The sequence below is a fragment of the Vibrio chagasii genome (assembly GCF_024347355.1).
Lineage (GTDB): Bacteria > Pseudomonadota > Gammaproteobacteria > Enterobacterales > Vibrionaceae > Vibrio > Vibrio chagasii.
Map to the genome: position 1 here is coordinate 939,713 of NZ_AP025466.1, position 17,330 is coordinate 957,042.

A 17,330-nucleotide genomic window follows, 5' to 3' on the forward strand; every position below is an offset into this window, starting at 1 on the left:
CAACTATATTGCGCACAATTTATTATGTTTTTTTCCATGGATAGCTAGGCAACGCCAATGAGCCAGTGTCACACCGACAACATCATGACCGACGACGATAAACTCTTACTCGAAAACCAAATTTGCTTCCCTCTCTATAGCGCAGCGAATGCGGTGATTCGAGCCTACCGTCCGCTGTTGGACGAGCTTGATCTGACCTACTCACAATATTTAGTGATGATTGTGTTATGGGAGAAAGACGGTGCCAGCGTGAAAGAATTGGGATCACAACTGCATTTAGACTCAGGCACACTCACGCCGTTGCTTAAACGATTAGAAACAAAAGGCTACGTAGAGCGTGGTCGCAGTGAAACGGATGAGCGCGTTCGTGTACTCAATCTAACCGAGCGGGGTCGTGACCTCAGAGAGCACGCCAAGTCAGTGCCAAACGCCATGATGTGCAAAATTTCATTAGAGTTGGATGAAATGATCATGCTGAAGAAACTGTGCGGCAAAGTGCTCGATAATCTGGGCTAACAAAACGGAGCGCATAAAGACGACTTATAAATCAGAAACAAAAAGCGCCTTAGTCAATGGCTTACTGTTTATAAGCTTTGTGTACCGGCTTGCTCTCAACATTGCTGATCTTTACTTAGGGAGATCACATCATCTGATTGAATTGATTGCTACTTCACTCGCACTAATCTTGTCATCAGCTCACTAATGGGCATTAACTTAGTGATAGCTAGACTCTTTCAGGCCCCGGCAAGCCCCAAACAAGCAAAACTCATAGCAATTGCTCGCAGTTTTGTTTTCATGGCATTGGGTATCATCATTTACCGAAGCTATTCCCAGAAAAAGGGGAGAGTCGTCTATTTGTTGAAATCTGATCGACAATCTTCAGCTACAGTGTGTGGAGCAGCTACAGAAAACACTTTGCTAGTTCTTTAGATCAACAGAGCGTTTAAAAGTGGCTTTGTTGCGTAATTCAGTTTAGAGACAGAGCCACCCTGTTTCGCATGCTTTTTAGTCAATACGACAAGTTTCAGGCATACCTAACCCAGTAAGCTTGTTCAACGCTTTTATCATCGCGTAAGTTTCCCCCACCTGTGCATTGTAATTTCTTAAGCTCAATCGGCCTCCTAGCAACTGTTTAACTCGATACATCGCTGTTTCTGACAATGAACGTCTGTGGTATCCATACCGCTCTTTCCAATACTTATTTGAACCGTATAGCTTCTGGCAACCCACGGCGAGATTTCGAGGGTGACCACGCTCCCAGAAGGCTGCTCTTTCTCTTGGGGGAATAAGCGCAACGGCTCGCTTAATCTTAATAGCAGCGTGACACGCTCTTGTGTCATAAGCGCCATCACCAGACACCTCAAGGATACTTCGGCGTGTTTGTTTTAGTAAATTCGGGAGTACTTCTCCATCTGTAACCGTTGATAAACTTAGCTCGGCGGCAATGATCTCATGAGTGTTGGTATCGACGGCAATATGAAGCTTTCGCCAGACTCTACGCTTGCCATCCGTCCCATGTTTTTTGACTTTCCATTCACCTTCGCCATAAACCTTAAGGCCAGTAGCATCAATGGCCAGGTGCTGTATCGCTCCTCTCGTTTTAGTCTTAAATGAGACCTCAACTTGCTTGGCTCTACGACTGATGCAGGTGTAATGCGGACAACTTAACGGTACATGGGCTAACCTAAATATCGAGTCGATAAATCCTTGCAGCGCTCTCAATGGCATAGAAAAAACCCGTTTCACCATGAGTGCTGTCGTGATAGCTAAATCACTGAACCGACGTGGCCTCCCACGCTTATTTTGTTTGCTTTGCGCCCAGCCGCTTATTGCCTCTTCATCAATCCAAAAGGTCAGAGAACCACGGTTAATGAGTGATTGGTTATATTGCTTCCAGTTGGTTGTTTTGTAACGAGGTTTAGGCATAGAGCTACGAGAGGTAGTGGACGTAGCTGATCAGATCGTAGGCTCTGGATTTAGTTCCATTGAATTACGCAACAAAGCCTTTAAAAGTATCAACCGCAGAAACTAAAAAAGCTCCAATATCGCTATTGGAGCTTTTTTGCTTGATGCCTGTGATATAAAATACCAAACTAAAATTTCAATTTCAATTTCAATTTCAATTTCAATTTCAATTTCAATTTCAATTTCAATTTCAATTTCAATTTCAATTTCAATTTCAATTTTAAAATTAAAAGTTGACTAAGTATAAAAATAACATAGTACAGACCTAAGCGGCTAAGTTGTGGAGCCATTTCCCAGAATTAAAGCGAAAGATAGAAAGGATAAGTTTTAAAAATTCTTCAATCAAAACAATAGAATATATATAAATCACTGACATTGAGATTGAATTTAAGTACAAAACAAGAGGCAAAGTAAATAGCCATTGAAAAATAAAATCACACCTCAAGCAAAAAAGACCATCACCGCCAGCTCGTATAACACCATTCATCAGCTGTATTGATAAGCTTTTAATGAATATACTAAAGATCATAATATAAAAGAAAATATCAGCATCGATAATTAGTTTATTTAAATTAAATAATTTAAAAATTAAATCTTTAGATATTAAAAGTAGCATTGAGATTAAAAATGACATTAAAAATGAGCTTATAATTGATATTTTAGCATCTTCAAATATATAATCATTACTTCTATTAGGTATATTTTTCCCTATTTCTATACCGGTTGATACAGAAAGCCCAATAGTAAAAGAGAGAACAACAGCTTCAATTGGACTAATTATTGACATAATATAGAGAACTTCTTGACCTCGACTTCCTACTAAAATATAAAAAGCGGAAGCACCTACAGCCCATATTACACCTGAAGATGAAGAGAAAAAAGCTTGCTTAAATATTCTAGACATTAAACCTGGTTTGTAACATTTTATTCTCAACAAGACAGAAAATCGTCTATAAGATATATAAACGATAATTATAAATTCTATTAAAGAGCTTATAACAGTACCATACGCAGCACCTATTACACCAAGTTTGAAATTATATACCAACACAAAACTAATGGTAATATTAATAAAAACAGAAAAAATCGATATATATGACGGAGTCCTATAATCACCTTTAATACGAATTAGACTCGATAATGTTAAGGTTACAGAAATAAATATAAGACTAAAAAGAACAATATCTATATAACTAGAGGATAAGGAAAGTATAATTTTATTTTCACTTGAAAATGAAATTATATAATCTTTAATATAATATACTAAAATGATAATAAGTAGAGCAACCCCGCAGCCAAACCTAAGGGTAAATTTGCTAGAATAGCTTATACATTCAACACTTTCAGAGTTATGAGACATCACATAACTAGCACCTGTTGAGATACCTGATAAAATTATAAAGGCAACAAGAAAAATTTTTGATGCTATACCTACGGCAGAAACACTTTCAAAACTGGATAAAGTTAACAAATATGTATCAACAAATGATTTAGATGAAACAATTAAACTCTGAACAGCGATCGGCAATGCAATAGAGTAAAGATAAAATATTCTTTTTAACATAAAAGTACCAAATGGGAAGCTATTCGCTTCCCATATTAATATTAAGGTGAGATTTCAATAGAATGTTTATAATTTTCATTTAATAAGGAAAATTCAATAAATGTATTTATATATCCCACTTTTGATCCACAGTCATAACTTTTCCCAATCATATAGTAAGCACAAGAGTTATATAGCTCTCTAATTGCTGTTGTTAATTGGACTTCACCTGAAGGGTCTGGAGTTACATTACAAAGTAAATTCCAAATATTTTCTGTAAAAATATAACGACCGATAGCCGAGAAATTAGAATTTATTTCACCATTGAGAGGTTTTTCAACCATGTTTACAATCTTACTTATAGAACCTGGTGAAAAATAATTTTTGTTTTCAACATCTATTATTCCATAAGATGAAACTTGATCCCATGGAACATCTTTTACCATCACTTTGCTTAGGTGATCTTGATAAAAGCTTTCTTTCATACTTTTAAAAGATCTATTTGACGGTTTCAGCAAGACATCAGGTAAAGCTACTGCAAAAGGTTTATTTCCGATATAAGGGTATGCACACAACACAGCATGGCCTAAACCCAATGGCTCTTTCTGGTAAATGTATTCAAACTTAATACCTTTATAGCTATCACTTTTTTCAAAATAATCTTTGATAGATTCCTTTCCTGGACCTAAAACAAAAACTATTTCTTTAAATCCTGAGGCAATACATTCACCAACGACATAATCAATAACTGGTTTATCTGTAACGACTAACATTTCTTTGGGGATGCTTTTACTAGCAGGGAACATTCTGGTGCCACGACCTGCTGCTGGGATAACTACTTTCATATTGACTTGATATTTTTGACTACTTTAGCGGGATTACCCATAACAATTGAGTATGCTGGCACATCACGAGTAACAACACTATTAGTTGATACCACTGCATGCTCTCCTACAGTTACACCTTTAAGAATTGTTGCACCTTTTCCTATCCAAGCATGTTCCTTAATTATGACTGGTTTTGATAATATACGTTCGGCTTCATCGCTTTCCCCTCTTCCAAGCAACGGGTGACCATCAGAGTCCATAATCGTAACACCAGGACCGAAAGTGACATTGTCTTCTACAGTTACAGATTCATAAGAAATAATACACGTACCTTGTAAAACAACATTGTTGGCGATAGAAATAATACCTGGACTTCCATCGTTTACTTTAACTGATGTTAGTTTTATTTTACTGTTTGGGAATGCAAGGATATCTCTCGACTCCAAATAACACCTCTCACCAATACTTATAACATTTTTAAATGTATCTTTATTAACAGGAAGGTGATTGTATTTTTTATCATAACACCAGGTAAAAGTGAGATCAGGGTCACCACAGACAGCACTGGTTTGCCCAAGTAACGAGCTAGAGCCATCAAATCCCGTAAGGTAAATGTTTTTATACAAAGGCATTACATATGCTCCGCATTTAAAAATATTGATTTATTGAGAGAGAAAATTTTATCTTCTATTGGTACACTATAGAAAGATGTTTGCCATATATTATATTTATCATGAATTCTCAATGCTGCATTATTTGCTTCTGCTGCTTTATCACTAACTTCTTTTTCATGAGGCCAGTGAACGGAGCATAAACCTCTATCTACAACAAATTTATTGTTATTCATAAATAATCTGATACCGAGATCTACATCTTCCCCACCCCATGAATTGAATGACTCATCAAATGCACCAGATTTAATTAATTCCTCTCTTTCTGCTGAAACATGGCAAGTCCAAAAAAGATCAAATGGCGCTGGCCAAGATGAAATGTTATAGCCAAATTCATCATATAGTGATTGTCTAATATCTAAAGCATTTAAGTCTTCCATCATAGAAATTAATTGCTCTGTATTTTTATCTTTAAGGTGAGGCTCTATCTCTTCAAGTTTTTCATTCGAAATCTCAAAGCCATACACATATCCGATACAGACAGTAGGGAACTTTGAATTCTCATGAATTTCAATATGTTTATCTATAGCATCTTTTTGTAGAAGCACGCCAGTATCAATAAAAACAATATAATCACCCTCAGCTGCATATAAACCTAAATTTCGAGCTTTTCCAGCTCGAAAGCCATCGTCTTTTTGCCAAATATACCTTAAATTTAATTTGTCTTTGAATATTTCGCAAACTTGTCGTGAATCATCACTACCACCATCATCAACGACAATAACTTCAAAATTACTATTAGATTGAGAAACCAGAGAAGTTAATGTGTAGCTTAGCAATTGACTTCTATTATAAGTTGGGATAACAACACTTAATTTCATTATTATTTTCTTCTATATTGACAAAATCATATATTCAGAATTATCACCATAGGAAAACATGTTATGAAGTGGTAATTCTTTCTTAAAGTTCATTTTATTCCAAAATTCAGAAGCACCATTAACCGCAACTAGTGAAATAGAGGAAAAATTAAAATCTTTAGATTTTTTTTCAAAAAATCTAAAGAGTATACTCGCTAGGCCCGCCCCTCTTTTCTCAGAAGATAAAGCTAAATCATGAATATGTATATTCTTTGATTTATGAGGTTCGTACTCAATGCTATTTAAAGCAGGGTATGAATTTTTGGGATATGGCAATGCTATAATATAACCACATATAACCCTATCCATCTCGATAACAAAACAAGTTTTTTTTGAAAAAAATACTTTTGACTCAAGTGAAACTCTCGGCTCTTCGAATTCAAAGCCATAAGAGTCTCTCTGAATTTTCAATATAAAATCCCAGTCTCGCTTCTCTATCTCTCTTATAATCATAAGTTAATTCTTATATTTTATAATAAATTAAAAATCATCAATTTACGAACTTATGAGTAAGAGGTTCAAAACCATTAAAACCCAAAGTTGTATAACTAGCAGAATAAGCACCGCATGATAAAATCCAAACTGGATCTCCTGGTTTTAAATCTTTTGGAATACCAATTAACTCTTTTTCACAATTAAATACATCATCGCTATCACATGTCGGACCTGCAATAATCGCCCCAACACGGTCTTCAGATTGGCTGTTAGGAAAAAAAAGTGGGTAAGTCAGTGCATCTGTTTCATAAAGCCCATTAAACTTACCACAATTTAAAAATAGCCAGTTTTGCTTTTGACCATTAGGTTGTACTCGCTCAGTTAAACGCACGACTTGGGTCTTGATTATTCCGAAGTCTGCAACAAGAAATCGTCCAGGCTCCATAATAAATTTTAATGAATATCCAGCAGTTTTTTCTAACTTTTTAATACCTGTCTTAATAGCTAAAATCAAACTATTAATTGGAGGCGTAAGCTTATTGCCAGATTTATCTAAATAACCTGAAGCTGGCAACCCCCCGCCTAAATTTATATATTTTAACTGTATACCTTCATCTTTTATTTTTAAAAGTAATATATCTAACTGATCAAATATTTTATCCCAAGACAAAGGGTTCATTTGCTGTGAACCTATATGTAGTGAAATACCAGCTGGAATAAGACCGTTAATTTTAGCTTCTTTAAGAATTTTAATTGCCTCACTCAACGAACAACCAAATTTCTTACTTAACCCCCATACAGCACCTTTGCCATCGGTTGCTATTCGGCAAAAAACATTACTTCCAGGAGCATATTGTGCAATGGCCCTAGTGTCATCGATATTATCGGTTGCAAAGTCACGTATACCTAAGTTAAAAGCATTCGAAATTTGAACATCTGATTTAATAGTGTTTCCATAATGAATTTTATCGACTTTGGTTCCAGTCTTTAGTGCTTGAATAATCTCATTAGGACTTGCAGCATCAAACCCAGAACCTTTATTTGATAAAGTGTTTAGGACTTCGTCAAGAGGGCAGGATTTAATAGCAAATCTTATATCCAAGTTAGGAATTTCTTCCTTAAGTCTGTTGTACTGTCTTTCTATATTTTCTCTATCAAATACAATACAGTCTTCTTTTGTACTTTTAAGTACTTCTATTTGTTTATTTGAGATCATACTTACTATATAAATTATCTATTTAAAGCTGTTGAAATTAGATTTGGCCAAATGGAAACCAAGTAAGAGAAATTTTTAAAATCTTCCTTTACTTCATTTAACAAGCTAACTTTTTTCTCTTTCAAATCAGTTGCAAATTTTTCATATCGACCTCCGAGCTTTTCATACTCATTTATCAAAATTTCTATTTTTTCGTTACAGACATTTTCATTTATCAATATACTCTTATCGATAAAACTTTTAATTAGTTCAACTCTAGGTTCATACTCTTCATTAATTATATTACTGCCATATTTTTCCATGCTCTCATAAATTGAATATAGATATGGCATAGATATCAGAAACTTACAGAATCTTAATTGAGATTTTTTAAATCCATCATCTGTTTTTCTTACAGGAGTATAAAAGTTTTCAATATGTCTATTATGAGATATACCTGGTAATGTAGAGCTTTTTACAAAATGTAACAGGAAGTAATCTGAGCCTGTCGTCTCTTCGCCCGGTGGTAGAGGTATATGTTGGTGAACTTTATAAAAACCAACATTACACATATCTATCTTCATAGGATCAGATGTTCCAAGGCATTTATGGTCTTTTGTAAATCGTGTAGTACCTCCACCAGTAAATGAAACATCGACCAAGGACTTTTTCTCTTCTTCGGTCGAACCTGTAGGAGCCCACAAACCAACCACCTTAGAATAGGCAGACGGTGATAATTCCTTGAGTTCACTTATATCGACTGACATCTCACCAATAAAGGAGCCACCAACTAAAGAAATAGGCATTAACTCTTGCTTATGAGTTAATGAGCTAGAGTTAACCTTATCAATAATATCTTTAGCTTTTATTCCCAAAGCTATTAGTTCATTTTCTATAGGAAAGATATAATTGTTAGACAGTTTTTGATAGCGACTGTCAGAATCTCTTCTTAACAATATATCACACCCCATTGCAGAGCTAATTAGGAATGCTCTATTAGTACATGCTCCATAAGAAACTCCTTTAGGACTCATCAGGTAAATTGCTTTTTCTGGTTTTTCCACTCCGGAAGTTTTTACAATATCAGAAATGAATTTATCTTGCTCATTTTCATTCAGGTAAATTATTTCTATTGATAATTCATTTTTCAAACGTTGTAAAACTGACTGGTTATCTTGAGCTATTTCTTTTGGCGAAGTATCCAGAATAAGTAATTTTATATTGATATCAAATTTTTTATTTGCGTATTCTGCTTCATATGCAAGTAGCTTAATCGTCTCTTTACACTCACGGTTTGTTGGGAGAGATAAACATACATTTCTCATTACGATTTATCCTCACACCATTTAGCTAAACCCAGTAATTTTTTGCCTAAGTCGTTCAACTTTGCACTACCATACCTTTCCGATTCATGCATGACTGCATCACCCAATAGAGTTGGGTTCCAGTCTGGAGTTGAAAGTTTTTCCCAAGACTTGATCCTGGATTCTCTCAAATTACTGTTATCTTCGAGCGCAGGAGACATAGACAAATACTGAACAGCTCTAACTCCTCTTTCTGACATATTTTCTTTAACTCCATGTGCCAATAGGCCATTAAAAATCAACATATCACCAGCTTCTAATCGAGGAATAACAATTGGATGCTCCTCTTTATTTACCTTAGGTCTAATAGGGTCACGATCTTTAGGCTGCTTCACTTTCCAATCGTCAAAATGTCTAAACAAACTCGGGCAACATTGAAACCCTCCGGTTTCCGGGTTCGAGTCATTCAAAGCAATAATACCCTGAACTCTTTGTGGTAGATTTTCTAAACTCGTGTCCACATCCCAATGTAACGAAATATCAAAACCTTCATCTGTCCGTTTTATTAAATCTCTTGATCTGTTGAATATATTAGGTGGATTAAGATTCACTCTATCCAAAGTAACCCATAGCTCTTCGCAATCCCATATATCAACAAATGCATTGTATACTTTACTGTCTTGGCGTGAATCCCATAACAACTGATGGTGATACACTTCAACAAAACCATATACATAAAGGTCTTTATCGAGATCGCTCCGGTACACTTTTTCTGGATACCATGTTTCTGGTTTCTCCCTATCCATATTTTGAAAATCCCAGGTCATATCAAGTATCTTCTCTGCAAGGTCCTTAGAGATTGCACTCTTTATGATCACAAACCCAAATTCTTGCCAATGTTTCCAGTCTTCTTTACTTAAAACCTTAAGTGGTAAATCTTTAGTTATTTTATTAAGATTTTTTTTTGCGAAGTATGATTCTCCGTCTTCACTTTGGTATCTACCACAGGCCGAATTAAAAAACTTTTCTTTCATAAAATATTATTAAACTTATTTTTCAGCGGTTAATTTGTTTTCGAGTAATGTACTTATTTTTATTTTTTATTTAACCCCACAAATTGAAATGTAACTTTTCAAAAATAGACTGCCAACATGACATTTCCATAACAAAAAACATCAAAAACACAAAATACCGCTCTCCCACCAACGAATAATGTTAATTGTTGTGAAGAAAATTTAAAAAATATCACCATAAAAAATTTTTTATTGAAAATTTATTTTCAAGCGTAGACGATTATGTAACGTTTCAACAATATCCTGCCCGCGTAAATCAAGAAGTATTATTAATATATATGATCTTGACATATTTAATTTAAATATTAAGTTTTACTTAATTTTAATTATCTTATTTTTTTTCGAATAACCACATAATCAATACACTTAATTATCGGTAATTTAAAAACCACCTGTCTAAAAAAACAACAATAAAAAAACAGGTACTTAGATAACCCTTATATTTCATAGGATATTTTGTCTAATATTTAGGCAATATTTGAAATCGACAATTTAATCAAAAAAAAATGATTTTTATTTAAATCCTATTTTTTTAATTTTTCGAATTACAGTGTGGTGATTAAGTTAGCAATTAAGTGCATTAATAAGAAAGGAGAATGGCTTTGTTGCGTAAATCGATGGAACCAAATCAAGAAGCTACGATCTGATCAGCTACACCTTTTAATCGTCGTAGCCTCATGCCTAAACCTCGTTACAAAACAACTAACTGGAAGCAGTACAATCAAGCCTTAACCAATCGTGGTTGTCTGACCTTTTGGATTGATGAGGAAGCGATAGCCGAGTGGAAGCAAAACAAACAAGGCAAGCGTGGTAGACCTCGCCAGTTCAGCGACTTAGCCATTACTACTGCATTGATGGTGAAACGCGTGTTCTCTATGCCATTGAGAGCGCTGCAAGGATTTCTAGACTCCGTATTTAAGCTGGCTAACATCCCACTTGTTTGCCCACACTACACCTGTATAAGCCGCCGAGCTAAGGAAGTTGAGGTTTCATTTAAACCCAAAACCAGAGGAGCAATACAACATCTGGCAATTGATGCCACTGGCCTCAAGGTTTATGGCGAAGGTGAATGGAAGGTCAAAAAGCATGGTACTGATGGGAAGCGCAGAGTCTGGCGTAAGCTACATTTAGCCGTTGATACTAGCAGTCACGAAATAGTCGCAGCAGAGCTGAGTTTATCTAACGTTACCGATGGCGAAGTGCTTCCCAACCTACTTAAGCAGACACGTCGTAAAATCATTGAGGTATCAGGTGATGGTGCTTATGACACAAGACATTGCCATGATGCAATACGTATAAAGCGAGCGGTTCCGCTAATCCCGCCACGCGAAGGGGCTGCCTTCTGGGAGCAAGGACACCCTCGCAATTTAGCAGTTGGTTGTCAGAAGCTTTATGGCTCCAACAATAAGTGGAAAAAGCGGTATGGCTATCACAAGCGGTCGCTATCAGAGACAGCAATGTATCGAGTGAAACAGTTGCTAGGTGGGAAATTAAGCCTGAGAAACTACAACGCTCAAGTTGGCGAGACTTACGCTATGATCAAAGCGCTGAATAAGCTTACGGGGTTAGGTATGCCTGAAACTCAGTATATTGTTTAAGAGTCAAGCACATGGGACAGGCATGTCTTCGCTCTGAATTAAGCAACAAAGCCAAGGAGAATGCTAAAGGCAGTACCAATCGAAACAAGTTACGCTCTATTCAAGCCTCAAATTTTAATTTGCTAACTGAGGCTTCAGGTGGATCGAAGGGGCTGTTCGCGGAAACTCTAACGACAATCTTCAGCTACAGTACATTTCGCAGCTGCAGAAAACACTTTGCTAGCTCTTTAGATCAACAGGGCATTTAAAAGTATGAACCGCAGAAACTAAAAAAGCTCCAATATCGCTATTGGAGCTTTATATTTATCTCACGTTAGGTGACCGTGGCATTAGCGCCAACTAAACATTCGTACTTCGTTGCCCTCTTCAGGCTTCTTGGGAATATTCAAAGACAGCGCTAAAGAAACCACAGCCATCGCTGCACCAATGTAGAACACTGTCGCAGGCGAAGATAGCCAAATCACACCGAAGGCAACAGGAATGACAACAGCTGCAATATGATTGATCGTAAAAGAAACACCTGCAGTTGAAGCCATATCGGCTGGGTCAGCAATCTTCTGGAAATAGGTTTTAATAGCTAACGCTAAAGCGAAGAATAGGTGATCGACTACGTACAGAGCTGCGGCCCATTCAGCCGTTTGCACTAAAGCATACCCAACAAACACACCGACCAAACCAACATACTCGAAAATCAATGCCTTGCGTTCACCAATTACACCAATTAATCGACCTATACGTTTTGCAAATAAGAAGTTAAACAGGTAATTGATTAAAAACAGTAGAGTGACGTCTGCTGCAGAGTAACCGAACTTTTCAACCATCAAAAAGCCTGCGAATACGGTAAATATCTGTCGTCGGGCCCCACTCATGAAGGTCAACGCGTAGTAGAGCCAGTAACGCTTTCTCAGCACCAGTTTCTTATTTTGTTGAGTCTTGGTTTGAAATTCAGGGAAGCCAAAAGTCATCACCAGTACCAGAACAAAACCTAAGCCGCCAGTAATGCCATATACCCAAACGAAATCGAGCTTTAACTGCTCCAACATCCCCCAGATAGAGCCGTAAGTAAGCAGAGATGCTAACGCACCAACCGAGATCATTTTACCTAGCATCTCTGGTGCTTCTTCTTTACTCAGCCATTGTAGGGATAAAGATTGCTTGAGGGTTTCAAAATAATGAAAGCCCGTCGACATCAAAATGGTGGTAAACAAAAGGCCAGTAAGTGAAGGGAACAAGCCAGTAATCGCCGTCCCGATAGTGAGCATAGCCAGCGATACCAACATGAAGCGCTGCTCGCGGATGAAAGCCAGCACAAACAACACAGTAAAAGCTAAAAAGCCTGGAATTTCACGAACGCTTTGCAGCAAGCCGATATCGGCACCGTCAAAGTTCGCTTTCTCTATCACGAAATTGTTCAACAGAGCCATCCAGCTCGAAAAAGCGATAGGTACAACAATCGAAATCAATAATAAAAAGTTTTGCGGCGTTTTCCAGCTCGCCTTCGATGCACTCATAGCAGCCAAATCCTGAATGATAATGTTACATCATACTCTGCTTTTCTCTTGAGTCACAAATCATTAACACTTCTGGAGAAGTTAAAATGACACGACTTTTATCGTTTGCGTAGGGGAGCGAAAAAACAGCAATCGACGCCTTGAAATGATGAAACATTATGTTACATTTACACCCTACTTGATCACAACCAAGTGACGGGAATGACAACCCTGCGTAACACTCCTCTCTACTACGCGCATCCCAATATCAAAATTTCATTCTAAGCCTACCTGCACTTGCAGAGTTTGCGCTTCTGACTTTTATAATAATAACTCATTGGATTAACTATGTTTCCCATCTCTCATGAGGGGAAGTGGTTTCGATTTTTAATGGTATTCATATTCCTTGGTGCTGCCATGGAGACGGATATCTATCTACCCACATTTCCCGATATATTGAACGACTTCAACACTAACGCGGTTATGGTGCAGCGCATTCTGAGCTATAACTTTATCGGCATCTGTCTTGGTTCCTTACTCTATGGACCACTATCGGACCATTTTGGTCGCCGAAAGATACTAATGTTTGGTTTTAGCGTCTTTCTTGCTGCAAGTATCGGCTGTATTTATGCTTCGAGTATCGAGCAATTACTGGCGTTTCGACTACTTCAAGGCTTTGGCAGTTCGGCGTGTGTGATCGTTGGTACCGCAATGATCTTTGATCTGTTTGAAGAAGAACCCGCCGCCAAACTGATTGCCGATCTCAACACTTTAGTGGTCAGCTTGATGGCTTTTGCACCTCTTATTGGCGGCTGGATAAGCCTCCATATGGGGTATAAAGCAAACTTTGTCTTTATCGCCATTTTAGTACTGCTTTCTGCGACCAAATGTTTCTTCTTCTTGCCTGAATCTTTGAGTAAAGATAAACGGAAGAAGGTCGCGCCAAAGCGAATAGCAAGCGACTACAAAAACCTATTGTCTTCGTCAGCCTTTTGGTACAACACGCTAGTGACGAGCTTAATTCTTGCCGCCTATATGATTTATGTTTCCAACATGTCGTTATTGTATATAGAGCAATTAGAAGTCAGCCCTGATCAGTTCCCGTTTTTCCAAATGGCAACACTGGGCACATTCGTCTTGGTGAGTTTGAACAACGCACGCTTAATCGACAGGTTTGGCATTGATAAATTAAAAAGTACTGGGCTTGGCTTAATATTTACCACCACGCTCATCTTTTTCTTATTGCCGTCTGAACAACTTAACTCACCATTCATCCTAACAGGGACGATGTGCTTGTTTTCAATAGGTGCAGGGTTATCGATTGGATTGTTCTTTGCGAAATCGATGCAAGTTTTTCCGGAGCTAACGGGAATCGCAGCATCACTGGTGACAGCTATTCGTCTATTTATCGTTTCTGCAGCGATTGATTTAGGCAGTAATGCGTATGAAGGGACGTCGGAGTCAGTCATACATGTGATGACCGCTGTCGTTGCCTTTTTAGCAGCCATCTCATCGCTCAATTACTGGCGTCAAAGCCGATTGAAGCAGGCTGAAAGCTCTTGATTAAACAGCTCAATCAAGAGCATATAGTTTGATAGTTTGTGGATAGTCCATAACGAAAAGCCCAGCAAATGCTGCAATGTAGATCAGATAAGGATCGGTTGACCGATCCTTCTTCTGAGAGATAATCGGAAGCCTGTTTCTAGGCTTCCGATTTTTTATGTCTATCCAAAACTATTTTGTCGATTTCCTCGAAGAAAATCCTGTTGATGTAGCTCAACTCACCACTTTCTCTGAACATATCCCAGATGAATGGGTTGTTAAGGCAGCTAGTCTTTCTGATAAAGCGACTATTCGCCGACGTCGACTACCAAGTGACATGGTCTTGTGGTTAATTGTCGGCATGGCCTTCTTCCGTAATGAACCAATTGCCGAAGTCGCACGAAGAATGAATGTCTGTGCGGATGGCTTGGCTGATGAAGAGTTATTAGCAAAAAGTGCTTTAACCCAGGCAAGACAACGTTTAGGCAGTGCTGCACCAGAGTGGTTGTTTAAACAATGTGGGCGAACGTGGGGTCTTGAACGATACCGTGATGATACGTGGCAAGGATTACAAGTTTTTGCTGTAGACGGTGCTCTTTTTCGCACCGCGGATACGCCCGAACTTAGAGAGCACTTTGGCTCGGGTAATACCTCGAGTAGCAGGCAGACACCACATCCAATGCTAAGAGTTGTGACTATGATGAATGTCCGTTCTCATGTCATCGTTGACGCTGCCATAAGCCCTTATCGGCGTGGTGAAATCCCACTTGCTATGCCCTTCATCGACTCTTTACCAGATAACTCTGTGACGTTACTAGATAAAGGTTTTTACGGTGCAGACTTACTTCTCTCTCTTCAAAATAGCGGTATTAATAGACATTGGTTGATACCAGCAAGGAAAGGGTTGAAATACACACTTTTAGATGAAGAAGAAAGCAATGATATGCTCATCGAAATGAACGTCTCACCGCAAGCTCTCAAAAAGAACCCTAGTTTACCTGAAAAATGGCAAGTCAGAGCGGTGACCTATGAAGTACAAGGTAAGCAGAAAACTGTTTTTACATCCCTTCCAAGAGCAGACTACGACGCGAAAGCGGTAGCCGAACTTTATCATGAACGTTGGGAAATCGAATTAGGTTATCGTGATATCAAAAGCTCAATGCAACACAATGCCTTAGTATTACGCAGTAAAACAGTAAACCTTGTTTATCAAGAACTCTGGGGGCTGTTGCTTGGTTATAATTTGGTAAGACGTGAAGCAAGTCAGGCAGCAGTTGAACATGGAAGAATGCCGAATGAAATTAGCTTTAAATACGCTTGTCAGTTTATAGCGAGCCAACTGAAGGTGATGAGTAAAGCGATATCGCCAGGCAATACACCTAAGCGTTTAAAGAGTCTAAGGGGAGACTTATCAGTCCTCTTTATAGACAAACGCCCTAAGCCTAATCGGCCTAGGGCGGTAAAAATATCAAAGACTCGCTACCCAATTAATCGCAAAGCAGCTCCGCTTAAGTGAACTACATTGCAGCAAATGCTGGGCTTGATATCGCACCATGACCCCTTATCTCGATGAATAAACAAGTTGGATCTAAATAACAGCAGGACCTTTATCAACATACTCGTATTGAGAAATAATAACGAGGTACTCTACTCCATAAAATTAAAAATCATTCCACTACTTGCGAACCTACTGCAAATACTCTCACATTATCTTCAAAAGCAAGGCTGTCATTGGGCAGACACACGACCTCTCACCAAACAGAAGTTTGTGAGCGATATGCTAATGAGGCAAGCGGCTAAGGGTAATTAGCCACTCATTAAAGACTAGCTAGCCTAAATTAACCGTTTCAGTTTTTCCAATAAACATTGGCACGCGGCTGACTCTTCAATAAATTCTTGTTCACTAAGACGTCTTCCTCGCTCTGCATAGTAAACATACCACCGGCCCTCTCTCTCTTGTAAACAATACTTATCATTGGCTAGCTCACCTGAAAGTGTATATGATTCAGCAGGTACACCTAATGACTTTAGCTCTTTCATTAATTGTTTTCGGTTATTTACCATATTTATTTGATACAAAGAAAATCTAGCCCTAACACAGAAAACAAAATCTGCGAGATAGCTAAATGAATAAACGTAAGCGAAACACATACTCAAAATAACCAAAATCAACATATCAACCATTATCTCACCGCCGTTATCCTGTATGGAGATGGCAATGGAGGTGCCCACAGCTGACAAAGCCCCCACTTTGCGAAAAGTACTTTGGTGAGTATCGCCTTTTGTTGTCTTAAAACCAAAGAACAACAGGACTGGATTATTGTCTGAGACAGTGCCTTGCCAGATAGCAGAATTGAATGAAAAAGATGAAGCCTTAAAGCGGCCCTTCATTAACCCTACTCTAAAGTTTGATTTGGGTTCTAGTACCCTGGTGAGAAACCCACAACAACACATGCCTATTGGCAAGAGCAATAACATTGCGATACTAAGCAAACTACCGCTATATGTACTCCACTGATATATTATGATTGATAACACGTAGGCGAAAGATGTCGTAAATAACAAAAACCGCCAGCTTACAAAAGCAAAAGACAATTTAACTCGCGTTCTAAAATAGGCCGCTCCAATTATAAAGATAGTTAGCATCAATAAAAATATACTGACATAAACGCGTAAAGCTGCTGCATCAAAATAGGACCGCAACAGCACAGCTCCTCCCGCTAAAGCCAATATTATAAAAATCCCCCCAAAATCAATCAACTCACTTTCATCCGACATACTCTGCATAATTATCCTTTAAAGGGGCTTAACCAGCCCCTCTTATCAT

General features: G+C 37.9%; 14 protein-coding genes and 1 pseudogene. 4 read left to right on the top strand and 11 right to left on the bottom strand.

Features of this window, described 5'->3' with window-relative positions; genetic code table 11:
* The first annotated feature begins 57 nt into the window (after positions 1 to 57).
* Complete coding sequence (locus OCV52_RS20145; protein ID WP_137406800.1) at positions 58 to 516, top strand: MarR family winged helix-turn-helix transcriptional regulator; 459 nt, start codon at positions 58 to 60, stop codon at positions 514 to 516.
* A gap of 489 nt (positions 517 to 1,005) precedes the next feature.
* Here OCV52_RS20145 and OCV52_RS20150 read toward each other — a convergent pair whose 3' ends face one another.
* The 9 genes and pseudogenes from OCV52_RS20150 to OCV52_RS20190 all read right to left on the bottom strand — a co-directional run bounded on the left by OCV52_RS20150 (position 1,006) and on the right by OCV52_RS20190 (position 9,834).
* Entirely contained in the window at positions 1,006 to 1,926 is a 921-nt protein-coding gene (locus OCV52_RS20150) for an IS5 family transposase (protein ID WP_261900875.1), read from the bottom strand.
* Positions 1,927 to 2,230: 304 nt separating this feature from the next.
* Positions 2,231 to 3,529: an MATE family efflux transporter gene (locus tag OCV52_RS20155; RefSeq protein WP_137409147.1), complete on the bottom strand. Its 1,299-nt coding sequence runs from the start codon at positions 3,527 to 3,529 to the stop codon at positions 2,231 to 2,233.
* A 41-nt stretch (positions 3,530 to 3,570) separates the two neighbouring features.
* Entirely contained in the window at positions 3,571 to 4,353 is a 783-nt protein-coding gene (locus OCV52_RS20160; protein ID WP_137409146.1) for a UTP--glucose-1-phosphate uridylyltransferase, read from the bottom strand.
* Positions 4,354 to 4,364: 11 nt separating this feature from the next.
* Positions 4,365 to 4,502, bottom strand: a pseudogene (locus OCV52_RS25685) (acyltransferase); the annotation flags it as partial.
* A gap of 464 nt (positions 4,503 to 4,966) precedes the next feature.
* Complete coding sequence (locus tag OCV52_RS20170; protein ID WP_137409144.1) at positions 4,967 to 5,827, bottom strand: glycosyltransferase; 861 nt, start codon at positions 5,825 to 5,827, stop codon at positions 4,967 to 4,969.
* A gap of 12 nt (positions 5,828 to 5,839) precedes the next feature.
* The gene (locus tag OCV52_RS20175) at positions 5,840 to 6,319 is read right to left on the bottom strand and encodes a GNAT family N-acetyltransferase (RefSeq protein WP_137409143.1); all 480 of its coding nucleotides are present in this window, start codon (positions 6,317 to 6,319) and stop codon (positions 5,840 to 5,842) included.
* Between the two features lie 37 nt (positions 6,320 to 6,356).
* Positions 6,357 to 7,517, bottom strand: coding sequence for a type III PLP-dependent enzyme (locus tag OCV52_RS20180; protein WP_137409142.1), 1,161 nt, complete (start codon positions 7,515 to 7,517; stop codon positions 6,357 to 6,359).
* A gap of 14 nt (positions 7,518 to 7,531) precedes the next feature.
* Positions 7,532 to 8,821, bottom strand: coding sequence for a DUF6271 family protein (locus OCV52_RS20185; RefSeq protein WP_137409141.1), 1,290 nt, complete (start codon positions 8,819 to 8,821; stop codon positions 7,532 to 7,534).
* Complete coding sequence (locus OCV52_RS20190) at positions 8,821 to 9,834, bottom strand: phytanoyl-CoA dioxygenase family protein (RefSeq protein ID WP_137409140.1); 1,014 nt, start codon at positions 9,832 to 9,834, stop codon at positions 8,821 to 8,823. The genes OCV52_RS20185 and OCV52_RS20190 overlap by 1 nt, the downstream gene beginning before the upstream one ends.
* 716 nt (positions 9,835 to 10,550) lie before the next feature.
* Here OCV52_RS20190 and OCV52_RS20195 point away from each other — a divergent pair.
* Positions 10,551 to 11,471, top strand: coding sequence for an IS5 family transposase (locus OCV52_RS20195; protein ID WP_261900876.1), 921 nt, complete (start codon positions 10,551 to 10,553; stop codon positions 11,469 to 11,471).
* Positions 11,472 to 11,800: 329 nt separating this feature from the next.
* Here OCV52_RS20195 and OCV52_RS20200 read toward each other — a convergent pair whose 3' ends face one another.
* On the bottom strand, positions 11,801 to 12,982 hold the full coding sequence (locus tag OCV52_RS20200) for an MFS transporter (protein WP_137409181.1): 1,182 nt from the start codon (positions 12,980 to 12,982) through the stop codon (positions 11,801 to 11,803).
* Between the two features lie 327 nt (positions 12,983 to 13,309).
* On the opposite strand from OCV52_RS20200, the gene OCV52_RS20205 reads away from it, so the two are divergent.
* Both OCV52_RS20205 and OCV52_RS20210 read left to right on the top strand, forming a co-directional pair.
* Complete coding sequence (locus OCV52_RS20205) at positions 13,310 to 14,524, top strand: multidrug effflux MFS transporter (RefSeq protein WP_137409182.1); 1,215 nt, start codon at positions 13,310 to 13,312, stop codon at positions 14,522 to 14,524.
* 157 nt (positions 14,525 to 14,681) lie between these two features.
* Positions 14,682 to 16,019 carry an IS4 family transposase gene (locus OCV52_RS20210; protein WP_137409200.1) on the top strand — a complete coding sequence of 446 codons (1,338 nt, stop codon included), beginning with the start codon at positions 14,682 to 14,684 and terminating at the stop codon, positions 16,017 to 16,019.
* A 317-nt stretch (positions 16,020 to 16,336) separates the two neighbouring features.
* Here OCV52_RS20210 and OCV52_RS20215 read toward each other — a convergent pair whose 3' ends face one another.
* Complete coding sequence (locus tag OCV52_RS20215; protein WP_137409191.1) at positions 16,337 to 17,290, bottom strand: hypothetical protein; 954 nt, start codon at positions 17,288 to 17,290, stop codon at positions 16,337 to 16,339.
* Positions 17,291 to 17,330 lie beyond the last annotated feature (40 nt).